General features: G+C 56.1%; 17 protein-coding genes and 1 pseudogene. 10 read left to right on the top strand and 8 right to left on the bottom strand.

Translation table 11 applies throughout. From position 1 onward, the window contains the following. On the bottom strand, positions 1-1,196 hold a 1,196-nt coding region (locus tag ABSE61_RS37100; protein ID WP_423876110.1), incomplete at its 3' end, for a UPF0182 family protein. 247 nt (positions 1,197-1,443) lie between these two features. Between ABSE61_RS37100 and ABSE61_RS37095 the strand changes: the two genes are divergently transcribed. From ABSE61_RS37095 to ABSE61_RS37075, 5 genes are all read left to right on the top strand, one after another. Further along, positions 1,444-1,839 (top strand): hypothetical protein, encoded by a 396-nt coding sequence (locus ABSE61_RS37095; protein WP_423876109.1) that lies wholly within the window; start codon positions 1,444-1,446, stop codon positions 1,837-1,839. Between the two features lie 320 nt (positions 1,840-2,159). After that, complete coding sequence (locus ABSE61_RS37090) at positions 2,160-2,522, top strand: PRC-barrel domain-containing protein (protein ID WP_423876108.1); 363 nt, start codon at positions 2,160-2,162, stop codon at positions 2,520-2,522. A gap of 779 nt (positions 2,523-3,301) precedes the next feature. Continuing rightward, positions 3,302-4,105 carry a YfdX family protein gene (locus tag ABSE61_RS37085; RefSeq protein ID WP_423876107.1) on the top strand — a complete coding sequence of 268 codons (804 nt, stop codon included), beginning with the start codon at positions 3,302-3,304 and terminating at the stop codon, positions 4,103-4,105. Positions 4,106-4,480: 375 nt separating this feature from the next. Then, entirely contained in the window at positions 4,481-5,938 is a 1,458-nt protein-coding gene (locus ABSE61_RS37080) for a PAS domain S-box protein (RefSeq protein ID WP_423876106.1), read from the top strand. A gap of 587 nt (positions 5,939-6,525) precedes the next feature. Beyond that, positions 6,526-7,347: an enoyl-CoA hydratase gene (locus ABSE61_RS37075; protein ID WP_423876105.1), complete on the top strand. Its 822-nt coding sequence runs from the start codon at positions 6,526-6,528 to the stop codon at positions 7,345-7,347. A 190-nt stretch (positions 7,348-7,537) separates the two neighbouring features. Here the strand turns inward: ABSE61_RS37075 and ABSE61_RS37070 are convergent, their stop codons facing one another. Beyond that, positions 7,538-7,996 (bottom strand): hypothetical protein, encoded by a 459-nt coding sequence (locus ABSE61_RS37070; RefSeq protein ID WP_423876104.1) that lies wholly within the window; start codon positions 7,994-7,996, stop codon positions 7,538-7,540. 1,184 nt (positions 7,997-9,180) lie between these two features. Between ABSE61_RS37070 and ABSE61_RS37065 the strand changes: the two genes are divergently transcribed. From ABSE61_RS37065 to ABSE61_RS37045, 5 genes are all read left to right on the top strand, one after another. After that, positions 9,181-10,443, top strand: a complete 1,263-nt coding sequence (locus tag ABSE61_RS37065) for an MFS transporter (RefSeq protein WP_423876103.1) — start codon at positions 9,181-9,183, stop codon at positions 10,441-10,443. A 99-nt stretch (positions 10,444-10,542) separates the two neighbouring features. Continuing rightward, positions 10,543-12,705, top strand: coding sequence for an amylo-alpha-1,6-glucosidase (locus tag ABSE61_RS37060; protein WP_423876102.1), 2,163 nt, complete (start codon positions 10,543-10,545; stop codon positions 12,703-12,705). A 38-nt stretch (positions 12,706-12,743) separates the two neighbouring features. Continuing rightward, positions 12,744-12,950, top strand: a complete 207-nt coding sequence (locus ABSE61_RS37055; RefSeq protein WP_423876101.1) for a hypothetical protein — start codon at positions 12,744-12,746, stop codon at positions 12,948-12,950. 1,274 nt (positions 12,951-14,224) lie between these two features. Then, positions 14,225-14,878 carry a PRC-barrel domain-containing protein gene (locus tag ABSE61_RS37050; RefSeq protein WP_423876100.1) on the top strand — a complete coding sequence of 218 codons (654 nt, stop codon included), beginning with the start codon at positions 14,225-14,227 and terminating at the stop codon, positions 14,876-14,878. 241 nt (positions 14,879-15,119) lie between these two features. Then, positions 15,120-16,424, top strand: a complete 1,305-nt coding sequence (locus tag ABSE61_RS37045) for a chloride channel protein (RefSeq protein WP_423876099.1) — start codon at positions 15,120-15,122, stop codon at positions 16,422-16,424. Between the two features lie 642 nt (positions 16,425-17,066). Here ABSE61_RS37045 and ABSE61_RS37040 read toward each other — a convergent pair. The 6 genes and pseudogenes from ABSE61_RS37040 to coxB all read right to left on the bottom strand — a co-directional run bounded on the left by ABSE61_RS37040 (position 17,067) and on the right by coxB (position 23,214). After that, entirely contained in the window at positions 17,067-18,413 is a 1,347-nt protein-coding gene (locus tag ABSE61_RS37040) for an MFS transporter (protein WP_423876098.1), read from the bottom strand. 187 nt (positions 18,414-18,600) lie between these two features. Further along, positions 18,601-18,849, bottom strand: a complete 249-nt coding sequence (locus tag ABSE61_RS37035; RefSeq protein ID WP_423876097.1) for a hypothetical protein — start codon at positions 18,847-18,849, stop codon at positions 18,601-18,603. An 811-nt stretch (positions 18,850-19,660) separates the two neighbouring features. Further along, on the bottom strand, positions 19,661-19,972 hold the full coding sequence (locus ABSE61_RS37030) for a cytochrome C oxidase subunit IV family protein (RefSeq protein ID WP_423876096.1): 312 nt from the start codon (positions 19,970-19,972) through the stop codon (positions 19,661-19,663). After that, a complete protein-coding gene (locus tag ABSE61_RS37025) occupies positions 19,969-20,613 on the bottom strand; it encodes a cytochrome c oxidase subunit 3 (protein WP_423876095.1) in 645 nt (214 codons plus the stop codon). The genes ABSE61_RS37030 and ABSE61_RS37025 overlap by 4 nt, the downstream gene beginning before the upstream one ends. Then, positions 20,610-22,283, bottom strand: a pseudogene (locus ABSE61_RS37020) (cytochrome c oxidase subunit I). Before ABSE61_RS37020 ends, ABSE61_RS37025 begins: the two are co-directional and overlap by 4 nt. Further along, the gene (gene coxB, locus ABSE61_RS37015) at positions 22,276-23,214 is read right to left on the bottom strand and encodes a cytochrome c oxidase subunit II (protein WP_423876094.1); all 939 of its coding nucleotides are present in this window, start codon (positions 23,212-23,214) and stop codon (positions 22,276-22,278) included. Before coxB ends, ABSE61_RS37020 begins: the two are co-directional and overlap by 8 nt. Positions 23,215-23,363: the final 149 nt, after the last annotated feature.

Genomic DNA, 23,363 nt, shown 5'->3' with positions numbered 1-23,363 from the left:
GTCTGTAGCAGCGGCCTCGAATCCCACAGACGAATGTTCTGGATCGTATCCTGGTTTCTTGCGATCACGGCCGGTGTTAGATCCGCCAAAGACGGATAGGAAGTTTCCTTGATCCCATCCAGCTGGAAGGCCTTTCGCGTGAAGTCTATGTAGTTTTTTAGATAAGGGGTCTCGAGTGCCAACTCACTTGGCTGGACAAAAAACTTCTGGAAGAAGTATGGCGCCAATGAAACCCCGAATATCCATAGGACCACATACACGCCGGCTCCCGCAGCCAATGTCATGAACCGCGGACGAAAAATGTTTAGCGCGAGCAGCGCACAAGCAACGGCAGAGATACCGACCATGCTCCAGAGGGCAACCCGAGTTACATGATCCGCCGCATAGCCAGCGCCGTAGACGACACCCAGAGTTGAATAGACGAGTTCGTAGTGATCCAGGTAAAAACCCCAACCGAGAGTCGCAACCAAAATAAAAAGAATCACAGATACATGCGCGACGGAGCTGCCGCTAGCTACTATCCCTCGGCTGCCGCGAATCCGCCAAGTTCCGAACAGTCCATAGGCCAGAAGAACAATTGCTAGCGTCAATACGGTCAGCGTCGCCAGGCTGCTTTGCAGCAACTCATAGAAGGGCAGATGAAATAGGTAAAAGCCGACATCGACCCCGAACAGCGGATCGGATACTCCAAAGAATCCGCCGTATCGAAACCGGAGGTAGGTATCCCATTCACTGTAGAAGCCGAGCGCAAAAAACAAAGCCACGCCGCCGCTAACGAGGACGACGGCAGCTTTAATGAGTCTCGGAGGGAGTTCGTCACCGGTTTGCGTATCGGCGTTGGTTTTGGATAAAGAAGCCAGGCTCCATGGTCGATCGCCTCCGCTGATCGGGCCACTTTCTTTGGTCGCCGGGCGCAGATTGAGCCACAAATACACGAAAGCAAATACGAAGGCCGCAGAAAACATCGCACATCGTACCGACAGGAGCGTCCAGAAGATGCCGCTATAGTCAAGCTGCCTCATCCACAGCCATTTCTCGATATAGTCGGTGAGTCCAGCGAGAACAAGGAAGATGAGAACCGCTGCGAATATCAATGCGCTCCAACGTTGTCGAAAGCGACGGTGCGTGCCTGTCTCTGAACTCGATGTGTCAGCAGACCACTTTGGCTTCGCGATATTCGCGGGATATTCATTCATGACTACGCTCCGGTTTAACTCGAAGGGAATCTCTACTTCATCCCGGTCAATTCGGCGTCCGCGAGCAGCTTTGGCGCATGAGTATGCGCCAAAGGCGTCTTAACAGCAGCCTATGTGCAAATCACGCCCCGCGTAGAGCCTCGGAAAATACTCAGATCCGATTGCCTCGGCGTAACCAGATATTGGGGAACGAACGCCATATTCGGCGATTGTCGTAGCTCAAGGCTGCGGGGCAGCCGAGTATTTTATGAAAGAACTCTGCGATGATCACGAGCAAATTGTTGACGGCGGTTGCCGCCATAGCTCTCATGTGAGGGCTTTTTCAGAAATGGCACCAAGAAAATCGCTCAAAAAGCCCCTGAGCTCGACCACAAGATCGCTCGCCCTAGTAGTTTTTTTCCTTAGCTTTGCTCAAAACTCAAAGTCTGCTGAGGTTGCTGACGTCGTAGCGACGGTGCGTATCAATTTCGACTGCTCTGCATTCAAGAGGGAGAGTGATGGCAAATGGATCGCGACAAAGCGGTCTAATATCGCAGGATCCATCGATGGTCCCGAGCCCGTTTATCCAGGGCTAAACCTAGACATGATGCGGCCAAACGGCCTCAATCTGGTTGATGCGTTGAATAAGAAGTGTAGCCGATAGTTGATGTAAGTAAGATCGGCAGTCAGCGAAGCCATTGGCATCAGACGAGAAGGCCTTTGCACCAAGCGTGTACGCGATCTTTCCGATGGCGGTTGTTTGGGAATGTGCATCCGGGCGGGCTCGTAGTGCACCATGTGATTAAAGGATCGCTGCCCCGCAACGGAAGGAATTTGTGAAGATCCGCGCAGGATGTGGCCGTACTGAGTCTTCCGGCGCTTTTGCTGCAGGTGAGCCAACCTTGTTGAGTTTTGGGCGGGACGCGCGGCGGAACGTCCGTGCCTTTCGCCAGTCGGCGTTGCGGAAACTAAAGGAAAATTATTATGACCACGGAAGAACGTGAAACGGTAAGCTTAATAGGCAGCGACAAAGTGCAGGACACAGCGGTTTATGGCGCCAATGGAGAGAAAATCGGTTCGCTCGAGCGGGTAATGATTGAAAAAATCAGCGGAAAGGTCTCTTACGCAGTCCTGAGCTTTGGTGGTTTTCTCGGAATCGGGGATGACTACTACCCTCTGCCGTGGCCTTCACTCAAATACAACGTCGAGCTAGGCGGATATCAGACGATGGTTCCGATCGACAAAATCAAAGCGGCACCAAAGTACGCGCGATCGGATTCGTGGGACTGGGACAACGGCGATCAAGCTCTTGGTCTCGATGATTATTACGGCGTCGTCGGAGCCTAGTTCGCATCATTCTCAACCTTGAAACCCTAGAGTCCAACCTCGATCCATCGTCTATATTCGGGATCATTGACGTGATCCGGACGGTGAGGGGCAAGGGCGCATCGTTGTCAGGTGAAAAGGTCGTCGCTTCTCGCGATTGAGGCGATTGGTCGCCCGGTTGGCTGTTTTATTGTCGACTGGTCCCTAATGTCACTTATCCGTAATGCCATACGAACTGCCTCACCGCTTCATAAAAGCTGTCCTCGCGCTTAATTCAATCCGCAAGGTCAAACGTGCCTGCGACTTCGCACTCCATGTCGAATGCAATTTCGTCCAGCAGTTCTTCAATGCCGTCAAGCATTAGTGTCGCAACAACCTAAGGGAAACGCGCGCCACTTCTCTGCGGGACTGCGCCTGGTCTGCAAACTCGCTGGGCTCAAATAGCGTCAAGGTCCGGATGCGGAATTACGGCGCCAGCCGAATGAAAGCTCGAGAACTTCGATGTTTAAATTGCAATTTAGGTTGAAACCGCTGCGTTGCCACGATTTGATCAGCCCGCGGTCCAGCAACGCCTCGGCCAAGAGCTTGAATACGGGCTAACAGTCGCCGGGAAACTACGGCGGGTTGGCATTTCCCATCGCAATATCTCGTCCTCTAGGTATTTTCCGAGCCCACGTGTCGCGAGCGAGTGTCCTTGGCCGGCGCAACAATTTAGTTCGCGCCGGGTTATGAGCGTGGTCGTCGTAATCCTCAATTCGAGACTTGCGCCGTGACCAACCTCCAGAAAATAGGAGACTAACATGTTTATGACTAAGCCACTGGCCGTCGCTCTCGCCACTACGGCGATATTAACATGGTCTGCTGCTTTAGCTGCAGACCAACCAAACAAGAGCCCGGCAGCCGCCGCCGCTCAACCCACCGCGGGCACGCAAGCTACTGCTAGGGAACTCGGCAAGCTTTCCGCCGATGGATTGAAGGCTTTCCGAGATGTGCGTTTGGCGCGTCTTGCCATTTTTGATGGTCAAGCGGATCAAGCAAAGAAGTACGTCGATGAGGCGAGGGCTGCTATAACCAAGGCCAAGACCGATGATACCGCCTTCATGAAAGCTGAGGCCTCCCTTAAGCCGCCGGCCGGAGTGAGCCAGCGAGGTACCGCCCAAGGCGGGGCTGACAAGGCGATGCAAAGCACGACGCCAACCGCGTGGATCCCTGTTGATGGTGGTCTCACGTTAGGCGAAGATTTCGTGGCGACGCCGACCAAAGCGGCAAGTGTCGCGAAAGCAAATGAGCAACTGAAGAAGGGGGACCACAAGCAGGCAATGGAAACGTTAAAACTCTCTGAAATCGACGTGGCATTCGTAATGGAGGTGGCTCCGCTCGACAAGACTCTCAGCGGGATCGAAAACGCGGCGCAACTAATCGACTCTGGAAAATATTATGAAGGAAACCAGGCATTAAGAGATGTCGAGGACGGAGTTCGCTTCGACGTCGCTGACGTCAATGCCGGCCCGGAAAAGGCTAGCAATTCTGGAAATAAGGCCAGCCCGACCGTCGGTGCTGCTACCCAGTCACCGGCTCCCGCTACCTCACAAGAAAATAAGTAGAATTTTCCCTGCCGTGGACAATCTGTATTAGACAGACTGTTGATGCAATTTAAAGAAGTAAGGTCGATCGAAGGATCGACCTTACTTGTTGCTTGATAGATGTGATCTGCGAGCTTTCGGTATGATTGCAACTCACTCGTTCTTCTCCGGAGGAGACGGGGAAGGTGAGCTATATTGCTCGCTCGTTTTTCTTCAGAGGAAACGGACCTTTCGTCTGACCGCGTTGTTGCAGTGTGAGCGCATATTTCCCACCGCACCGCCACTTGCGCGACCGGTGTACAAATCGGATAGCTCAGCGTGAAAACATCCAGGCATCTTTTGTACGATTCCCGAAATGGAACCGTTGTCTTTGCCATATTGGAAACGTCGCACTGAATGGATATCTCGGCCACCCAGGACAAAGCCGACGACCTCGCATTCCGGGTTGCCATCCGCCAATCGGAAATCCGGTACCGCCGGCTTTTCGAGGCAGCCCACGACGGTGTGCTTATTCTGGACTCCGTCACCCGGAAAATAACCGACGCTAATCCTTTCATGTCACATCTGCTTGGCTATGAGCACGAGGAATTACTGGGCAAGGAATTGTGGGAAATAGGCCTGCTGAAGGATGAGCAGGCTAGCCAAGTCGCGTTTCGGGAGCTGCAGAAAAACGGCCAGGTCCGCTACGAAGATTTGCCGCTCGAGTCAAAATCAGGGGACAGGCGGGAAGTGGAAGTCGTGGCCAATCGCTATGACGAGGACGGCAAACAAGTCGTTCAGTGCAACATCCGGGATATAACCAAACGAAAGGAGACCGACGGTGCGTTGCGTGCGAGCGAAGAGCGCTTTCGTACTCTATTCGAACTAGGTCCGGCTGCCGTCTATTCCTGTGATGCCCGAGGTACAATTCAGGAATTCAACCAACGTGCCGCAGAGTTATGGGGCCGTACGCCGGCGCGCGGCGATAGCAGCGAGCGATTCTGTGGTTCGGTCAAGATGTTTCGTCCGGACGGAAGTGTTATGCCGCACGACGAGTGCCCGATGGCGTGGGTGATCTCGGGGAAAATGCCGGCGGTTCACGACGAAGAAGTAGTCGTGGAGAGGGCTGATGGCTCGCGGGTTAACGTCATCGTAAATATCCGTCCGCTCAAGAATGAACACGGAGAAGTTACGGGCGCAATCAACTGCGGCTTTGACATTACCGACCGCAAACACACTGAAGAGCACCAGCGGTTTCTCATGCACGAACTCGCGCATCGAGGCGGAAACTTGCTCTCCGTGATCCAGTCCATCATCGCTCGTACCCTGATTGGAGCGAAGCCTCTCGCCGAGGAGCGCAACACACTTACGCGGCGCCTGCAGGCTCTGGCACGCAGTCAATCGGCACTGATGAGCAAGAGATTCGAAGGGGCTCTCGTGGCTGAGATCGTCCGGCTTGAGTTCGAGGCATTTTCCGACCGCGTCATGGCTGCTGGTCCGGACATTTTACTGAACTCCAAGGCTGCGCAGACCTTTGCGCTCCTGCTGCATGAACTTGCTACCAATGCGGCCAAATACGGCGCGCTCTCACAGCCGAACAACGGCCTTGTTAATATTCATTGGTCGACCGTGGGGGAGGCCGAGGAAGCGAGATTTAAGTTTCATTGGCAGGAACGCGACGGACCGCCAGTCGTCCCTCCAACTCGCAAAGGCTTCGGCAGCATCTTGCTCGAAAAGCTTGCCTCACAGGATTTTGGCGCGCAACCGACGATAACGTTTGCGTCCCATGGATTGAGCTATTCAATCGACGCATCCTTGGGGATCATGACAGCCGGGAATCAGCAAGCAAATAGAAGTGCTGGGAAGATGAGATAGGCGACAATTTTGATTCTCGGAGTTACACAGTTCGGTAATGGGCGTCGGAAACACAACTTGAATCAGGAGCCTCCTATCCCGCCGCCATCGAAGCAAACCCCTAGCTGGTCGCGGTGATTATGTCTGTCGCCATCTTTATGGAAGTCCTCGACACGACGATCGCCAACGTCGCCCTGCGTTATTTGTCTGGCGACCTCGCCATCGGCTCTCACAAACCCCATGGGTGGTGACAAGCTATCTCTTCGCCAACTCCTTCGCCTTGTGGCGAGTAGCTGGTTGTGCGGCGCGTTTGGGAGGCGCGAAAGTGTTTTGAACTCGCATTGCATCGTGCCATTTGGAACCTTTGACTTCAATAACAGTTCCAATCAAACGCCGTAGAAGGGCTTAGCAAAATTTAGCGCAGCTCCAAAAGTCGAGCCGATGGCCATCCAAAAGTCGAGCCGATGGCCAGACGACTTTTCGGAGAATAAGATCTTGGGTCATGGAAACGTTCCTGGGAGTCGTGGTGGGTCTCAAACTGCTGTTTCATAGGCCGCGTAAGAGCGGTTCATAGGCCTTAGCCTATGCTGCCTCGGAAAGAGATACCGATGCTAGATTTCACCCAAAAGACTGATGAAACTTACGCCGACGGCAAGATATTGCTAAGCGTTGCCGACGGGATAGGCCTCATAACGTTCAACAACCCAGAAAAACGGAATGCTATGTCGCTCGAGATGTGGCAAGGATTGGTCAGTGCTCTTGTTGAATTGCGTGACGATCCCGATGTGCGAGTTGTGATCATGGCGGGCGCCGGCGCCAGGGCGTTTGTCTCGGGCGCTGATGTGAGCCAGTTCGAGAAAACCCGCCACAACGCCGAGGCGTCGGAAGAATATTCGAGACGAAGCGCCGGACAGGGCGCGATATTGGCGGAGTACCCGAAACCGACTATCGCCTGTATCCGGGGTTTCTGCCTCGGCGGCGGGTTGCAGGTTGCAATGCTGGCAGATATCCGAATTGCCGGCGACGGCAGTGAGTTCGGCTTTCCCGCCGCCAAACTCGGCCTCGCCTACGGCTATAACGACCTTAATCGCCTGGTTACGCTCGTCGGTCCGTCATGGGCAAAGTTGCTGATGTACACGGGTATGCGGATCGATTCCGACGAGGCGTTAAGAATCGGCGTCATCGATCGTGTCGTGCCCGACGCCGATTTGTGGAATGCCACAATCGAGATCGCCCGCACCATCTCGGGCAATGCACCGCTGGCAATCGAGGCCGCGAAGATTACCATCACACAGGTGCTGAGGGATCCTGGGATGCGTGATATGGACGCCATCCAGGAAATCGCCGCGGCCTGCATGGACTCGGATGATTTCCGCGAGGGAAGGCAGGCGTTTATGGAAAAACGCAGGCCGAATTTCACGGGACGATAAAATGCGAATTGCGTGAAGCCGCGACACGGCTGCACTCCGGCAGCTAGCCGCCGGGTTGGCCGCGATGTGACGGCGTGCTGTCCTGGTCAAACAGCTCAGCTCGCACTCATTGCTGTTCGCCGCGGACGACCAAGAACCGTTCGCCAGTAGGCTGAGTTCGAGGTGCCCGCCGTATGCCTTGCTCTTCGTCTTAGCGCGATGGGAAGGCCTGTGCGTCGAGATAGCAGGAGCGGTACATGCTCATCAGCTCCTTACCGCGCAGGAAGATCATCTGCGGTTTCAGCCCCCCTCGCGCGGCGATCCAGCGCCGTACCGGGGACGGATATATCGAATACAGCGTCTGCGTCGCATCGGGGTTGGTAACCTCGCGCCCGTTGGCGGCGAAGTCCCATGCCGCGTGGAAACCCAAATTGGCGCGGCGCGTCACGCAAATCTTGTCGTGCGCAACCGCGCCGAGAACGATGGTACACGCCGAGGCGCATAGGCCGTCGATGATAATCGTCTCGCCCGAAGTACGCAGGCTCTGATATTTTTCGAGGTAGGTGCCGATTAGGCCGCCGCGATCATCAGCAATCCGGACAACCGCATGGCTCGCGCCCACCCCTGCAAAGAGGAGAGTCGCCGCCAGCAAACCAGTCGCAAATTTCATATCCCGCCCGGTCCAAACCCGTCCAACCCAAATCGGATTTTAAGTGATGCAATGGTCTCGGTCGCGAGAGTTGGGATCGTAATATTGTCTAGATGCTCGGGCTCGAAAACTCAAATTAAATGTTGCATTCGATGCGGCGAAAGATCCCGAACTGGAACAATTGGACCCGCTATCCGAGGCCCGCAAAAATTGGGGTCAGCATCTTCGCGTGTTTTCAAAGTCAAAAACGGTCGAGATGCTACGTCTCAAAGCATTGCGCGAGAAGGGCGTTCTGCCTTTGCACCTTACTGTGGGCTGCTGTGTGAAAGCGCTAATCTACGTTGTAGGCGTCGCCCTATTGAGAAGGTTTGAGATGGCCGTGATAAGCTGCGCCGGGTTAGCGCGAAATGGTCGAGCTTAGATTCTAGCATCTGACGAATACATCGTTAGGGCAGTTGAACTTATCTGCCCTGACGACAGGAACGCTGAGAAGGCCGCCTTATAACCCTAGCCACTGTGGCCGCCGACGAAACTCCGACCGCCCCTGCCGCCGTCACGCCGACTGCTGAAGCCGCGGATGCCAGAAAAATTGCTACCCCGCATATCCCCATGACTTCCGCGGAAGCTGCTATAGCCAGAATGGAGACCACCGCCGTGGAAGCCGCCGCCGCGGTCGAAAGCCATCGCGCTGGTCGTTATTCCCGCTGCAAGCGCTAGGGCTATCGCACCCGCAAGAAGCTGATTTCTCATAAAGGCCTCCTCCAGTATTAGGCGGTCAACGGCAGCGACATTCAAGTGGTTGCTTCGAAGGAAGCGCTAAGAGGCTAAAATTCCTATTATGATTGAGAGATGTGGGAGCCGACCAAGTTGCCCGCGCGCAGTCTGATTGATGCGTACGCGTAGTTCCACATGCGAAATCCGCCGATAGTGATTCCTTGAACTGCACCTTTTTGTCTTTTTGCGGAGGCGCCGGAATGAGTTCGTTCTCGCTACATTGCCCAGCACTTCGACGTCTCGCATCAGTGGTTGTAAACCTCGTCACCGGCGGCTTATCTTGCGTGGTGCGATAGCGTTTAAGGAAGCCTTTGCGCCGGAAGCGGTCGCGCTCGATTTTCCGCTCCGCGCCGGTGGTCTATGCCCGAGACCTTCTATGCCACATCTTTTGACCTCGTCGCGGTCAACAATGGGCTACGGAGTCGAACGAAATGGTCATTGCTGCGGATTCCGCAGGACTGGCGGATGGAATTGCGCCATCACCATCTGCCGCCAGCTTGCGTGGCCTCGATGGCGTCAATTTATTTCTCGCTGGAGTGTTGTCGGGCTTCGGTCCATACGTCGCTACGTACCTAGCCGAACGAAACTGGACCCAACAGAGCATCGGCTTCGTGTTGACGGCAGGTGGATTCGCTGGATTGCTGAGCCAATTACCCGGCGGTGCATTGCTCGATGCTATCCGATCGAAACGAATGGCGGTCGCGCTAGGGGCCGGTATGGTGGCAGCAGGCGCGCTGATTATTGAAGTTTCGCCAAGCTTTCCATTCGTGTTAGCAGCTCTGGTGCTCCAAGGGATCACGGGTGGCTTTCTGGGATTAGCGATTACCGCCATCAGCCTTGGCCTAGTTGGCAATGCAGCGCTTGCCGACCGACTTGGACGTAATCAGCGCTTCGCCTCAGCGGGAGGGGTATTGGCGACGGGCTTCATGGGCTTCATCGCCTATTTCCTGTCATATCGCGCGATATTCATCGTCGCTGCCGCCCTAGTGGTTCCACTGCTCCTCGCTCTCAGCCGGGTCCAGCCTTTAGATATCCATTTCGGCCGGGCCTCGTGCATTCCGGATCATCAAGGACCGAGCCCGCCGCCGAGAGCCCGGCTTCGAAGCCTTTGGAAGATCCGCGGTCTACTCATATTCGCTGGCTGCGTGTTCTTGTTTCAGTTGGCTAACGCGTCGATGCTGCCGCTCGCCGGCGAAGCGTTCGCGTACAATGAGGAAGCTTTCTCCTCGCTTATCGTCACCGCGCTGATCATGGTGCCTCAGGTCATTGTGGCGATAATGGCGCCGTGGGCCGGACGCCGGGCGAACACCTGGGGCCGCCGACCGCTGTTGCTCGTCGGCTTCACAGCATTGCTGATCCGCGCGCTGGTGTTTGCCTCGACCACCGACCCGATGATTCTCATTGTCGCTCAAGTACTCGATGGAGTCAGCGGAACGATGCTGGGTGTGCTCACGGCGCTGATAGTCGCCGACCTCACAGCAGGTACCGGCCGGTTTAATCTCGCGCAGGGATTCGTCGGAACGATATCCGGGGTCGGCGCTTCGCTCAGCACCACACTTTCAGGTCTCGTGGCCGGGAACCTTGGCCGCGTGGCAGGATTTCTTGGTATTGCGGCGGTGGCCCTGGCCGCTCTGCTTCTACTGTGGTCGCTAATGCCTGAAACCCATCCGTCAAATAGGAGCGACTACCTATAACCGCTCGTCTCTTTCATGAGGCGCGCATGATGGCCGTCAGGATGGTGAACGATCTCATCTTATTGGGTACTATAGCCATTATCGGTGAAGGATTTGCGGATGTCGTTCAAGGTTCAGGTCGGCCCAGCTCAAATTGCCATCCATCAGGGGCAGACGGTGTTGCTCACCGAAACCGACGGGTGCGTGAACTGGCCAAGCAAATGCGGACTATATTTCCGCGATACCAGGGTGATCAGCGCCTGGGCAATTTATGCCAACGGCGAACTTTGGGATCTGCTAAATGGTGGCGCAGTTGCTCCCCATGCGGCTCGTATCTTCCTGACCAACCGCGCTTTCGAGACCGAAGATGGACCGATCGCAGCGCGTACGCTGGGCTTGGTGATCGGCCGCCAAATCGAGGGTGGATTGCACGAAGACATCGAAATCACCAACAACAGCCAAAAGCCAGTTCGTTTCAACCTCGAAGTCGCAATACGCGCCGATTTCGCCGACATTTTCGAGGTGAAGGGCGACAACATCGTGCGGCGCGGCCACATCATCACCTCATGGTCGGCCAAGCGGGAAGTACTTCGGGTGACCTATCGCAACAAGGATTTTTGCCGTGAGGTAATCGTCCGAACCGGCGAAGGCGACGGCAGACCGACGGTATATGCCAACGGACGCTTGAGTTTCGACATTGCACTGAAGCCGGGGCAGGTCTGGCATCGCTGCCTGATCTACGATCTCGTGGACGGATCGAAACGCCTTCGTGCATCCAAGGAATGTATTCATTCCAGCCCCACCTCGGGCCACTCTCGCGATATGGACGAATGGCGGAGAACGGTCCTGAAAATTGAGACCAGCAACGAGGAATTCTATCGCTGCTTTAATCAGGGCGTGCAGGACATGGCTGCCTTGCGGCTTCCGTTGCAGGGTACAGATCAAATGGTGTTCGTGCCGGCCGCCGGATTGCCGTGGTTCGTGGCACTGTTTGGCCGCGATACCCTGATCGTCTCATTGCAAACGATGATTGTTTATCCGGAATTCGCTGCGGGTACGCTAGAGGTTCTGGCGCGGTATCAAGCGACGGAGCGCGACGACTACCGTGACGCCGAGCCAGGTAAGATCCTGCACGAGCTTCGTTGCGGCGAGCTGGCGCATTTTAAGCTGATCCCGCACACGCCGTATTACGGCACGGCGGACGCGACGCCCCTCTATCTGATCGCGCTGCATGCGGCGTGGAAGGCAGCGGGTGATCGAACGCTGATTGAGCGGCATTTGCTGAATGCCGAAGCGTGCCTGACCTGGATCGACAAATACGGTGATCGCGACGGCGACGGTTTCCAAGAATACCAGACGCGGTCGAAAGCGGGCTACGAGAATATGGCGTGGAAGGATTCCGGAGATTCCGTAATGTACCCTGACGGTACGCTTGTTCGCGGCCCTAAAGCTCTCTGCGAATTGCAGGGCTATGTCTACGACGCTTGGCTGCGCATGGCCGAGATCTACGACGAACTCGACAACAAACGACGCGCGAACCAGCTGCGCAAGAAGGCTGCTTTGCTATTCAAACACTTTAACGAGGTGTTCTGGGACGAAAAATCAGGCTTCTATGCCTACGCATTGGACGGAGACAAGAAAAAGGTGCTTTCGGTGACTTCAAATGTCGGGCAGTGCCTCTGGTCCGGCATCATCGCGCCAAAACGTGCTGCTGCCGTTGTAAAACGGTTGATGCAGAAGGATATGTGGAGCGGTTGGGGAATCCGCACGCTGTCATCGGATCATCCATCGTTCAATCCGTACAATTATCAAACCGGAGCGGTGTGGCCGCACGACAATTCGCTGATCGCAATGGGAATGCGCCGCTATGGATTCGCCGCCGAAGCGGCGGCGGTGGCGCGTGATGTCAGCGGCGCGGCGAGCCATTTTCTACTCAATCAGCTGCCGGAGCTGTATGCCGGATTGCAGCGCGATCCCACGAGTTTTCCGGTACAGTATCTCGGCGCCAACGTGCCACAGGCCTGGGCAGCGGGGACGCCATTCATGCTGTTGCAGGCGATGCTTGGGCTTCAGCAGGATGCCCCGCGCGGCAAGCTCTACGTTGATCCCGCGCTGCCGGACTGGCTGCCGGACGTGACCTTGACCGATCTGCGGCTGGGGCGGCGACGCTTCGATATTCGCTTCTGGCGGAACGGTAAGGATACGTTGTTTGAAGTGACGAAGGGAAAGCACGACGCAATCGAGCGACTGAGCATCGCGCCGGTCTTAAGAGCCTCGAACTGAACACGGTTTGCCTGAATCATCTGGCGGCGAGCGCCGGAGTGGACGATGCGGTCGCCACCTCGGCCTTTGAGACAGTTGCGACGCATCCGATGATAGTCCTTGAGGTGACCGATCACGGGCTCGACGGCTGCGCGACAGCACATCTCGCGACCGGATCAATTCCATGGAATTTTTCCGTTGCGGCCAAATTGATCAATAAGTGTCCAGAAATCTCCGCGCGTTTAGCCAACTATGAGCGGAATTGACAGCATGAAAAAGGAGCCGGTTTCGTTCAGAGTAGCAGGCCCCTTCGAAGATCGCCTTCGTAACGCTTCGTACAGCAAAGAAAGCTTCGGCTCTGAAATCGTCGGACTGGCGTACGGTCGTCTGCTCCAGCGAGAGCAGTTCGACAGTGCTCGCAAATTCTCGGTACCCCGATTCTGGTCTGAGCGAAAGCAATATAGTGTGCACTTTGCGGGCAAGCGGTTCTTCATAGTCAGTCATATCTTAATATCCGTGTCCTTCGATTTCTAACTTCTTTAAAAGGGACGCCGTTCAGTGCCAGGTAACGAGAAGTGTGCGGTACATTCTAAAATAACGTAAGCCTCGACAACCTAAGATTTCCAAAACCAAATGCGACCAAGCAGCGAAGGTAGGTGTCCGAACGGCCGCTTTAAGCATTTGGAGTAAGCGTGGTTGCCACACCCGCCGTATCTATAAGTCAGGCCGTATCAACGATCATGAAATCCTGGGGCCGTATCGTCCAATGTAGACGAAGCCAGTGACAGAGATAACAGACCGGTGACCAGCTTTTCCATGTCTTATCTTGTTCGATCGACAGCGGCACGTCTGGACGAGAGTCCATACGAGAACTATCAGTGAGCTCCTGCACTCAGGTCAGTCGCCGTACGAATGGGCTCATCTTTGAGACATCGCCGCGCTACCATGATTTCGGCCTCAGTGGCACCTCGGCTTCGCGCCCACGCTTCAGCGGCCGGAGCCGAATATTTTGCGACGTAGAGCCGGACAACAGTGCAAGACATATGATGAAACTCACCCGCTTCAGCTTGCGCAACGAGCCCTAAAAAAATCGCGATCGTGGGTATCCAGCGTTTCCACACGGTTCTTCACCTTTGACAGGCAACTGTTCGTGCGGACCAAGGTTCCAGGCGAAGTGTGGCGCTTTGCGGTGACTGTCGGTGAGAGCTATGGTGTCAAGGAAGGCGGCGTGATTCTCGGAGTTGCGGGCAGGAGCGTGGCGAACTCCGGGGATATGACCGCGGCGGTCAAAAGCGCTCAAGCAGGCAACAAGAACAGTGTTCTAACGCGCGTTCGCTCCGCGGCTGGCTCTCATTATGTCACTTTCCCGCTCGCGGAGGGCTGTCGTCGAACAAAGCGGGGTGCTCCGGCGCTCCCGCCTTTTGAACATAGCTGGATCCTCTAAAAACGAATTTAACTTTCGTCCACATCCCAATATTCCGGAACGAGCTGACATCCATTCTGTTGCTTGCGAGGGCAAAGAAACAATGGAGATTAAGTGATGAAGAAAACAACGTTGGTGGCAGCAGCTATCCTGACAACTGTGTCGTCAGTGGCGCTGGCGCAGGGAGCAAATTCCGACTCCAGTACGGCTCCTGCCGCCGCGACAACCGCCAAGCCACAGCCGGGCGGACCTGGACTTCGACAGCAACTGACTAATAGTTTGCAGCAGTCGGGCTTCACCAATATCAAAGTGGTTCCAGATTCGTTTTTGGTACAAGCCAACGATAAGTCAGGAAACCCGGTGACGATGATCATCGGCCCCAACTCGGCAACCGAATTTACAACCATCGGATCAAATGATCAGACGTCAGGTTCGAACGCGGGCAAATCAGACATGCAGTCCGGGGGTATGTTCACGAGCATTCCCTCCAAGGACGAGCTGAGTTCAAAAGTGGTAGGCCTCGATGTCTACAACAATGCCAACCAGAATATCGGTACGATCAAGGATGTGGCCTACAACGGCACAAACGTGAACGGTTATATCCTAGGCGTCGGTGGGTTCCTTGGAATGGGCGATCACTATGTTGCGGTTCGTCCTTCCGCGATCAAGCTCAGCTATGATGCCAAGGACAAAAAGTGGCACGCAAACATGGATGCCAATGCCGACCAGCTTAAGGCTGCTCCGGAGTACAAGTACCCGAGCAATACTTGATCGATTTCCTCAGGCCGGTGCACGTCAGGTAGACGTGCTGCAATTGCCAAAGAGATTGATTATCGGCAAACAGGATCGCCTTGAAAAGCGGTCCTGCTCTGCTGTTATGCCGGCTGCCATAATCGACCTCTCAACGTGGGTTTTATGACGACAGTGGGGGCCATCGCGGTTACACGGCGAGACAGGATCTCTCCAAGAAGAGCGTTGAAACGACGTGGGCGATCGTTCTTCGAAGGCATCTATGTTTGAACTTGGCCCGCACGCCGGCTGGCGTTTTTGGCTCGGGATCGTGCTTACCGGCATTGGAACAGGCGCGAGTGCCGCCGCGTTGACATTGATTCTACAGGCCGTCCAGCATTTTGTTTGGCCGGGTACCGGTGCAACGTTGCTGGACGCTGCCGATCAGGCGACGTCCTTGCGACATATCCTGGTTCTTCTGGGCGCGGGGTTGGCGACCGGCGCCGGCCAGCTCATCCTGGTGCGCCTGACGGCGGGCAACAGCATCGACATCACGGAGGCGATCTGGTTTTCTGCGGGACGGCTGCCGGCATTGCGAACCTTGGGCAGCGCGGTGTTATCAGTTGTTGTCGTTGGAATGGGCGCCTCGCTTGGGCGCGAGGGGGCACCAAAGCAGGCGGGTGCGGTTATCGCTAACGCGCTATCAGACAAGGCTCACTTTTCTGACGAGCAACGCCGGCTGCTGGTTGCTTGCGGCGCCGGGGCAGGCATGGCCGCGGCTTATGGTGTGCCATTGGGCGGCGCCTTATTCGCGCTTGAGGTACTGCGCGGAATGCTGGCTTTGCGGCTTGTGTTACCCGCGCTACTAACGTCGGTCGTCGCTACGGCAACGTCGTGGCTGGCGCTGCCAAATAGCCCGACCTACGTCCTTTCTCGCTTCGATGAGTCCGCCGCAAATCTGGCTTTGGCGGTATTGATTGGACCGATCGCCGGACTAGTTTCCGTGGTGTTCGTGCGAGTCATCGCGCTGGCCGACCGATACAGACCAAAGCACCGACGACGACTGGTGGCTCCCATCCTGGTGCTCGGACTGCTCGGGCTGGCATCCATTCCCTTTCCGCAATTGCTGGGAAATGGCAAGGACATTGCTCAGCTCGCGTTCGCGGACCAAATGCCGATCGCCCTGTTGCTGGTGCTCCTGCTACTCAAACCCGTTGCGACCGTGTTGTGCCTGGGAAGCGGTGTACCGGGAGGTTTGTTTACGCCGTCGCTCGCGCTTGGAGCGCTGCTTGGTGCGGTTTTCGGCCACGCCTTTTCGTGGCTTTGGCCTGAAATGCAGCCGGCACTGGCTGCGGTGGTGGGCGCCGGCGCCGTTCTGGCGGCAACGACTCAAGGACCGATATCGGCAGTCGTGCTTATTATGGAACTGACCGGGCAGGACCGGTCATTCATTGCACCTCTATTGCTTGCAGTCGTCATTGCGACGCTGGTTTCGCGGATGATCGAACCGCGTTCTATTTATGATGCAAGGCTCACGGATGAACAGATCGAGCAAAGGCAAAGGTTGCGAGAGCCGCCCGGCCGATAGCTTTGATTTTTGTTCTGGGCGGAGGATACAGAAGCACGCGGGCGTGTTCATGTAAGGAGGTTCGCATTCCAGCGAATAATAGGTGCCGGGCTGAGTTCGGTTGGCAGACACTAAGATATTTGGACCAAGCTCGGTCCGAGCAGACACCGAAGTTTTTGCTCGGGGTTGGTCAACGATAATCCCGAAAAGAGTTCAAAATCGATCAGTGCCTATCAGCCCAGATATAATCGACTTGGGCTGCGGACGTCGCGGGCCGTTACGCGGCGTTCCATCGGGCGGCCCCATCCTGTCACCCCCGCGCCGGAGCCGTTCTTCCGCGTACGAATTTGAAAAATGAGCAATAATGACCAGCGGCTCTAGAACTAGGGGAGCATGCTGGTTGTCTCACCGCGCCGTGTCGGCGATTCCCGGTGACCGAGAGTATTGCGTTCCCGCCCTATTCAGAGGTGAGCATCATGCCATCCCCCATCTTGATCCACTCTATAGCCGCGCTGAAATCGGAATCCTTGCGTGCTCCAAGTGCGGCAACCCAATGAGGCTGTCCCAAATCGAACCGGCCGCGCTTGGTTATGATATACGCACGTTCGAGTGCTTGAACTGCCATTCCAGCGAAGCCTTTCGGTCGCTCTCTGAACTCGATTTCTATGCCGTTTTGGAATAAGCCGGCATCTTGGAAAGTTCGGCCGAGAGACTGCGGCTGATCGCCGGGTTATATCCAAGCAAGAGCACGATCAACATGCCGATGAACCCGCATCCGGCAAGGAAGATCAAACCTGCAACGTCGTTGCCGGTATGATCCCGTAGCAAGCCAAAAGCCTGCGGTCCGAAATAACCGCCAAGATTGCCGATCGAATTGACGGCTGCGATGCCTGCCGCGGCGCCGGCACCACTTAGAAATGCTGTTGGTAGCGTCCAGAAGATCGGCAGGACTGCGAAGAAGCCAAATCCGGCAACACACAGGAATAGCATCTTGATCGTCGGATCATCGACAGTAGAAGCAAGACCCAAACCAACAACGATAAACAAAAAAGCGATGACCGCATGCCATTTGCGCTCGCCGGTGCGGTCAGAGTGCAATCCCCAGACGATCATGCCAACGGCGCCAACGAGATAGGGCACTGCGGTGATGAAACCGGCCGTCACATTCGACACGCCGAAGGCCTTGACGATTTGAGGCAGGAAAAAACTCAACCCGTATTGGGGAATATTGCAGCCCATATAAACAAGGCCAAGCGCGATAACACGCCAGTCCATCATCGAGCGAAACCAGGAAAGATCCAGAATTCGCTGGCGCTCTGCGCGCTCACGATCGAGCCTGCCCTGCAGCCACTCGCGTTCCTGCGGCTCGAGCCAATTAGCGTCAATTGGTCGGTCAGTGAGGTAGTAAAGAACGGCGAAGGTCATAATCAGTGCCGGAAAACCCTCGAGCAGGAACATCCATTGCCAGCCATGTAGCCCAGCGACCCCTTCGAGACTGAGGATAAGGCCGGAAATCGGTGCTCCGATGACCGTCGATATCGGAATGGCGAACATGAACCAGCCGACAATCCGGGCGCGATAGGCGGTCGGAAACCAAAGTGTCAGGAAGAAAATGATACCGGGGAAGAAACCGGCTTCGGCGACGCCGAGCAGCAGGCGGACAATGTTGAAACTCAGTTCTCCCGAGACGAATGCCTGGGCGCCGGAAATGATCCCCCACGTGAACATGATTCGGGCGATCCAGAGGCGCGCGCCAAAGGCATTCAATGCAAGATTACTCGGCACCTCGAAGAAGAAGTAGGCTAGAAAGAAAATCCCGGCAGCTCCACCGAAGGCAGTTGCCGATAGATTGAGGTCGGCGCGCATTGTGGTCCCGGCGAAGCCAATATTGACCCGGTCCAGATACGCGATGAAATAGCAGAGCATGAGAAACGGTACCAGCCGCCAGGTCACCTTTCTCATCGTCGTGGTTTCGATATTGCTGGGCTTCACCATTTGGATGCCAACCATCTGCATTCCCTCGATGTCGATTTTGGTCCCTAAATTCCGATCTCGATGGTCAATATTGCTTTAACTTACAGGAAATGCTGGTGGCGGGCTCGGCGGGTCTAAGCCTCGGCAATTCGATCGGTACCGCTCGCCGTACTTGGGTTCAAATTTGGCGGCTTGAACTCAATTTTCCAACCGGCACTTATGCTCAAACGTGCAACCCGAAAAAGCCTGCGACAAAGAGAACGACGACGATGACGCCGATGATGTAGAAAATGTTCATGGTGTACTCCGATTGAGGCCCGCTCGATTCAAATGAAGGCACGGCGCTCCAAAAGGAAACGTCCCGCTCTGCAAGTAAGTTCCAAGCCAGGCATCCTTTGCGCATCGACTGGAGTTGGTTTCCATCGCCCCCGCAGGGGGTGTCATTTGCAGTCGAGTGAGCAATTCTGCTCATTCTACGCCTCAGCGTGAGTGCCGGGTACCAGCTTCGGAATGGATCTCTTCACCAATCGTAAGAATCGGGTGTTGCTTATCACCGCAAGCAAGGTCGATACCAAAATTCGAAAAAATCTGAAACTTTGGCGGTCCTCGCGGTCCAGCCCGTCAAGTGCCGCAGGAAGTAAAGCGTGACACGTCAGAACCGAATAACCACCCTTACCGTTAGCAATACGTGCTCGGGTTTGCTGAGCAGCGCGCCCCGGCACGGTCCCGGTTCGCGGATGGTCATAAGTTGATGCACTCCGTGCACCAGAACATCGGTGCCCGAGCCTCGGCCCAGCGGGTGGGTAGCAAATAAGCGGTCATAGGTGCTCGCTCTATTTGACGGATGGGTTTCGGGCATTAGCAACCACAGGAGAAGCAGCGTGGCCAGGACCACTACTGAAATGCCTAGAAATTCTGCCGCGCGGCCGAGGCTCCCTACCACGAGGACCTAAAAGTGTCGTGCTGAGCGAAGCGCCGATCCCGGATATCGTCCCGACGAATACTTGCGCGAGATTGAACGGGCCATGGATAACCGAAATGACCTTGTTGCAGCGCTACTGAGGATCGCTTTGATGATGGGTATCGCATCGGCACAAACTTCCACCACGAATACAACGGATCGCGCCAACCGGAATGCCGTGATGCACGTCGTCGACCGCCCCTGCTAACGGCAAAACGCAACTACGGTCGGCGTCACCAATCGAGGCGCGGCGACAGGAGAAATCAATCAAACAAACCTCTCGCCGCAGGGAGTTTTCGGGCTTTTGTTTCTTGAGCCGCAGTCATCTTCCAGCAAGGCGCGACAATACGTCGGCAAGCGTCAGCGCGAATAGAACGGCCAGAAAGACAACGCCTGCCATCGCCGCGAGGCGGATCAGCGGCCTCGCCTTAGCCAATTCCATGAAAAGCAGGATGACAAGGCCGGCCTTGGAGAAAGCAATCACGATGCCAGCCGCCGGTGTGAGCCAGCCCATGGGGACATAGGCGAGAACAAGGGTAAGGGCGAGCAGGAGCATCAGGGCGGCCCAGATCAGCCCGTTTCGACGCCACAGCCGCCAGGCAGTCGTGTGAGGATGGGTGCTCTGCATGCTCATGAAGTACGCCCTGGCAGGTAAATCAGGGGATACAGAAAGATCCAGATGATATCGACGAGGTGCCAGTACAATCCCGTGACCTGGATCTCGGGATTTTCATCGAGCTGAAATTTGTTCAGGTATCCCAACAGCGTTAGCCGGACCACCATGATAATGCCGATCGTCAGATGGACGGCGTGGACGCCCGTTACGATCCAGTAGAGCCCAAAAAACAACTGCGCGGCTGTTTGCTTCAAGCCGAAATGCGCTCCCGGTACCAGATGCCTTTCGATATCCTCCCGGTATTCAAAACCCTTCACCACCAGGAAGGCGAGCCCCAAGGCGGCTGTCGCTGCCAGGCACCAGAGGATCAGGCGGCGCAGACCTTCGTTGGCGGCAGCGGCCTGCGACGCCATCGCCATGGTCAGACTGCTGGTGAGTAGGATGGCGGTATTGATCGTTCCATACCAAATATTGGTTTCACGCCCCGCCGCGGCAAACGCCGCGACGTTTTCAATCCGGCAAACCGTGTACGTCAGGATCAACGCGCCGAAGAACAGCAGTTCGCTGGCCAGGAATACCCATATTCCGAACGTTCCGGCCTCGCGCTGGCGATCGAAATACTGCCACGGCTCCTTGAGCAGGCTTGTTGTTTCGCTCATCGGACCTCTCGCGAGTTCTGAGGCTCGGGCGGGTCGAGGCCGGCGGATTGTCCCTCGGCGTGGTAATCGTAAGGACCGCGATCGACCCGAGGCTGCCGATCAAAATTCTGCGGCGGCGGAGGCGATGTCGTCGTCCATTCCAGACCCGTCGCATCCCACGGATTTTTGCCGGCGCGCCCGCCGTAAAACAGCGACCAAGCGAAATAACCGAGTGGCAGAAGATAGGCGACGGCCAGAACAGCCGCGCCCGACGACGACATCACGTTGTAGATTTGATACTCCGGCGGGTAGGTGTGGTATCGTCGCGGCATCCCGAGATAGCCTGCGAAAAATTGCGGAAGGAACGTCATATTGAATCCGAAATACATGAGAATCGCGGCAAACTTGGCCCAGGATTCCGGATACATCCTTCCCGTTACTTTCGGCCACCAGAAATGGAGGCCGCCAAAGAATGCCGATACCGAGCCGCCGACCATGATGTAGTGAAAGTGCGCGACGACAAAGTAAGTGTCGGTGACGTGTACATCGACCGGGATTGAAGCCAGGAACAGTCCTGACAATCCGCCGGTCGTGAACAATCCCACAAAACCGAGCGCATAAAGCATTGGCGAGTTGAAGCTGATCTGCCCACGGTATAGCGAGGCCGTCCAGTTGAATACCTTGATGGCCGAAGGCACCGCGATGATGAAGGACAGGAATGAGAAGATCAGGTTCGCATAGGCCGACTGGCCGGACACGAACATGTGGTGGCCTCAGACAAAGAAGCCGATCCCGGCGATTGCGATCATGGCGTAGACCATGAAATCGTAACCGAAAATTCGGCGCCTCGCAAAGCAAGGAATGATTTCGGAGACCACGCCCATCGCGGGCAAAACCATGATGTAGACGGCGGGATGCGAGTAGAACCAGAACAGATGCTGGAACAGGATCGGGTCGCCGCCTCGAGCAGGATCGAAGATCGGCAATCCAAGCCAGCGCTCCGCCATCACGAGAAGCAGTGAAATCGCCAGCACCGGGGAGGCAAGCACCATGATGATCGATGTGGCGTAGATCGCCCAGACGAACAGTGGCAGCCTGAACCAGGTCATGCCGGGCGCACGCAACATGTGGATCGTGGCGATGAAATTGACGCCAGTCGCGATGCTCGAAAACCCGACCATGAAGACGCCCGCCGCCGCTGCCAGAACGTGGCTGTTGGAGAACATGGTCGAATAGGGCGTGTAGAAGGTCCAGCCGGTATCGACGCCGCCGGCGACTAGCGCGTACACGGTGACGGCGCCTGCGGCAACGGTCAGATACCAACTGAACAGATTGAGCCGTGGAAAGGCGAGGTCAGGCGCGCCGATCATCAGGGGGAGGAGAAAATTTCCCATCGTGTTCGGGATCGAAGGCACCAGGAAAAACCAGACCATGATGATGCCATGGAACGAGAACAGCTTGTTGTAGGTGTCCGAGCTGAGCAGACCGCCGTTCGGCGTGAACAGCTCCAGCCGTACCGCCGTAATCGCCGCCCCGCCCATGAAAAAGAACATGGTGATGGTGACAGCGAACAAAATGGCGATACGTTTGTGGTCCGTCGTGGTGAGCCAGGACGTCAGCGTCGTTCCGTCTCGAAGGTAATCAGGACGGGGCGGGAACGGAAGTTCGCCGGCCAACAGGGCGTCAGTCATTCGCCTTCTCCGTCTGCGATCGAATGTACGCGGTCAGGCTCTGGATTTCGCCGTCGTCGAGCAGGCCCGCGTAACTGGGCATGACCGGTTCGTAGCCGGCCGTGATGTCTCGTTTCGGCTGCAATATGGAATCGCGGATATAGCGGTCGTCTGCCTTGACCTGACGTCCGTCCGAGAGCTGGACGCTGCGGCCATACAGACCGGCGAGCTTGGGGGCGTGAACCTTGGAGGCATCCGCGTGGCAGCCCGAGCAGCCGCGCTCGACGAAGAGTTTAGCCCCGACATGGGCGAGATCATCTCCTTCCGGCTGTTGGGTCAGCCAGTCGGCGTAATCCTCCTGGCGCATCACGATGATGCGGCCGCGCATCATGGAATGATCGGTGCCGCAATATTCGGCGCAGAGCAGCGGAAATACCCCCGTCTTGGTGGCCTGAAACCAGATTTCGGCTTCGCGTCCTGGCACCACGTCCTGTTTGACGCGAAAGGCCGGCACAAAGAACGAGTGAATGACGTCCTGAGATGTCATCACGAGGCGAACCGGCTTGTCGACGGGAATGTGCAGCGCATTGATCTCGCGCGCCCCGTTCGGGTGCTGTGTCTTCCACATCCATTGTTTTGCAACCACATGAATTTCTAGGGCGTTGGCCGGCACCTCGAGACTGCTGAGATCGGCCGAGGCTGCCCACCAGAACAGGAATGCGAACAGAAAAAGTGTGGCCATTGTCCAGCCGATCTCGAATTCGCGGCTGACGATCTCGGGCAGCGGTCCCCGTTTCGCACCCGATCCACGACGATAGCGGATCGCCAGCGTAATGATGAGCGCGAACACCACGAGCATGGTCAATCCGGACAGAACCAGAAGGCCATAGAAAATGTGATCAACGTGTTCGGCGTGAGTGGTGGCTTCGGGCAGAGAAAAGATCGGGTTCACGCCGAGGCCCCCCGCTTGCCGCTCCGCCAGAACATGAAGCCGAGCGCGCCCGCCAGCATCGCAACCGTCAGTCCGCCGCCGATCCGCAGCAGCGTTACGATTTGTCGGGTATAAATGCCGTGCACCGAATCGAAGCCGTAGCACAACAA

It is taken from the genome of Bradyrhizobium sp. (genome assembly GCF_049519115.1).
Classification (GTDB): Bacteria; Pseudomonadota; Alphaproteobacteria; order Rhizobiales; family Xanthobacteraceae; genus Bradyrhizobium.
Note: the sequence above shows the minus strand (reverse complement) of the source record. Positions and strands in the feature narration are given on the sequence as shown.

What these genes read in the sequence shown, in the direction of transcription:
- ABSE61_RS37095 (WP_423876109.1), top strand. Translation starts at nt 1,444, where the DNA reads ATGAAAGAACTCTGCGATGATCACGAGCAAATTGTTGACGGCGGTTGC.
- ABSE61_RS37090 (WP_423876108.1), top strand. Translation starts at nt 2,160, where the DNA reads ATGACCACGGAAGAACGTGAAACGGTAAGCTTAATAGGCAGCGACAAA.
- ABSE61_RS37085 (WP_423876107.1), top strand. Translation starts at nt 3,302, where the DNA reads ATGTTTATGACTAAGCCACTGGCCGTCGCTCTCGCCACTACGGCGATA.
- ABSE61_RS37080 (WP_423876106.1), top strand. Translation starts at nt 4,481, where the DNA reads ATGGATATCTCGGCCACCCAGGACAAAGCCGACGACCTCGCATTCCGG.
- ABSE61_RS37075 (WP_423876105.1), top strand. Translation starts at nt 6,526, where the DNA reads ATGCTAGATTTCACCCAAAAGACTGATGAAACTTACGCCGACGGCAAG.
- ABSE61_RS37070 (WP_423876104.1), bottom strand. Translation starts at nt 7,996, where the DNA reads ATGAAATTTGCGACTGGTTTGCTGGCGGCGACTCTCCTCTTTGCAGGG.
- ABSE61_RS37065 (WP_423876103.1), top strand. Translation starts at nt 9,181, where the DNA reads ATGGTCATTGCTGCGGATTCCGCAGGACTGGCGGATGGAATTGCGCCA.
- ABSE61_RS37060 (WP_423876102.1), top strand. Translation starts at nt 10,543, where the DNA reads ATGTCGTTCAAGGTTCAGGTCGGCCCAGCTCAAATTGCCATCCATCAG.
- ABSE61_RS37050 (WP_423876100.1), top strand. Translation starts at nt 14,225, where the DNA reads ATGAAGAAAACAACGTTGGTGGCAGCAGCTATCCTGACAACTGTGTCG.
- ABSE61_RS37045 (WP_423876099.1), top strand. Translation starts at nt 15,120, where the DNA reads ATGTTTGAACTTGGCCCGCACGCCGGCTGGCGTTTTTGGCTCGGGATC.
- ABSE61_RS37040 (WP_423876098.1), bottom strand. Translation starts at nt 18,413, where the DNA reads ATGGTTGGCATCCAAATGGTGAAGCCCAGCAATATCGAAACCACGACG.
- ABSE61_RS37035 (WP_423876097.1), bottom strand. Translation starts at nt 18,849, where the DNA reads ATGAGCAGAATTGCTCACTCGACTGCAAATGACACCCCCTGCGGGGGC.
- ABSE61_RS37030 (WP_423876096.1), bottom strand. Translation starts at nt 19,972, where the DNA reads ATGAGCATGCAGAGCACCCATCCTCACACGACTGCCTGGCGGCTGTGG.
- ABSE61_RS37025 (WP_423876095.1), bottom strand. Translation starts at nt 20,613, where the DNA reads ATGAGCGAAACAACAAGCCTGCTCAAGGAGCCGTGGCAGTATTTCGAT.